1 protein-coding gene and 1 pseudogene are annotated in these 997 nt (G+C 70.8%); both read left to right on the forward strand.

Going from position 1 to position 997, the window contains the following annotated elements:
* Nucleotides 1–415, forward strand: a pseudogene (locus tag G3N93_RS40395) (hypothetical protein); the annotation flags it as partial.
* Between the two features lie 175 nt (nucleotides 416–590).
* A partial coding sequence (locus G3N93_RS40400; RefSeq protein ID WP_206135567.1) for an isocitrate lyase/phosphoenolpyruvate mutase family protein occupies nucleotides 591–997 on the forward strand: 407 nt, incomplete at its 3' end.

Below are 997 nucleotides of genomic sequence, written 5' to 3' on the forward strand. Positions count from 1 at the left end.
TGCCGCCGCGTGGGGTTCGGGCAACGCCGTGAAGGTCATGGTCGAACTGGGCTGGCCGATCGCCGCGCGGGGCGGCGACTGGGATGCGAGCGCGCTGAATCACGCGGTGTTCCGCGGCGATGCGGACTTGCTGGCGTTCCTGTTCGCGCACGGCGCGAATTGGCGCGACATGCACGGGTTCGGGAGCGACGCGCTCGGCACGTTGTCGTGGGCATCCGTCAACGAACCGGAGCATGTCGGCGCGTCCGACTGGGAGGCTTGCGCGCGGGTGCTGCTCGCGCACGGCGTGCCGCAAGCCGCGCGGGACCCGTCGAATCCGGACGGCGTGCTGATCGACGGTCGCGCGATGCGTTTCTCCGAGGCCGTTACCGACGTGTTGCTCGGCATCGACGGCGGGCCGACCGCATCGATCTGAACGATCGTGGGCCGGCGACGGGCAGCGGGCGGCGCCGGCCCGCGCGTTGCCGGCTGCTGGCGTACCGTCGGCGAGCCGGGTTGTTCCAGTTGTGCGACGACATTTCGACGAATGCTGAAACGTCGCGTGCACGACCGGCGTAAGCTCAGTCGTCACTTTCCTTCCGGAGTCCGCGATGACCCGTTCCGACCTGCAAGCCCGCCAAGCCGAAGCCTTCCGCGCCCTGCATGCGCGCCCCGGCGCCTTCATCATCCCGAACCCGTGGGACGCCGGTACCGCGCGCCTGCTCGCGATGGCCGGCTTCGAGGCGCTCGCGACCACGAGTGCCGGCTACGCGTTTTCGAAAGGGCAGCCCGACAATGCGATCGACCGCGACGCGATGCTCGATCACATTAGCGAGATCGTCGCCGCGGGCGGCCTGCCCGTCAGCGCCGATCTGGAGAACGGCTTCGGCGACGCGCCCGACACGGTGGCCGAAACGATCCGGCTCGCGGCGGAGGCCGGCGCGGTCGGCGGCTCGATCGAGGACGCGACGGGCCGCGCCGACGCGCCGATCTACGCGCGCGAAGCGGCGATCGAGCG

It is taken from the genome of Burkholderia sp. Se-20378, from assembly GCF_017104665.1.
In the GTDB taxonomy this organism is placed as follows: Bacteria; Pseudomonadota; Gammaproteobacteria; order Burkholderiales; family Burkholderiaceae; genus Burkholderia; species Burkholderia lata.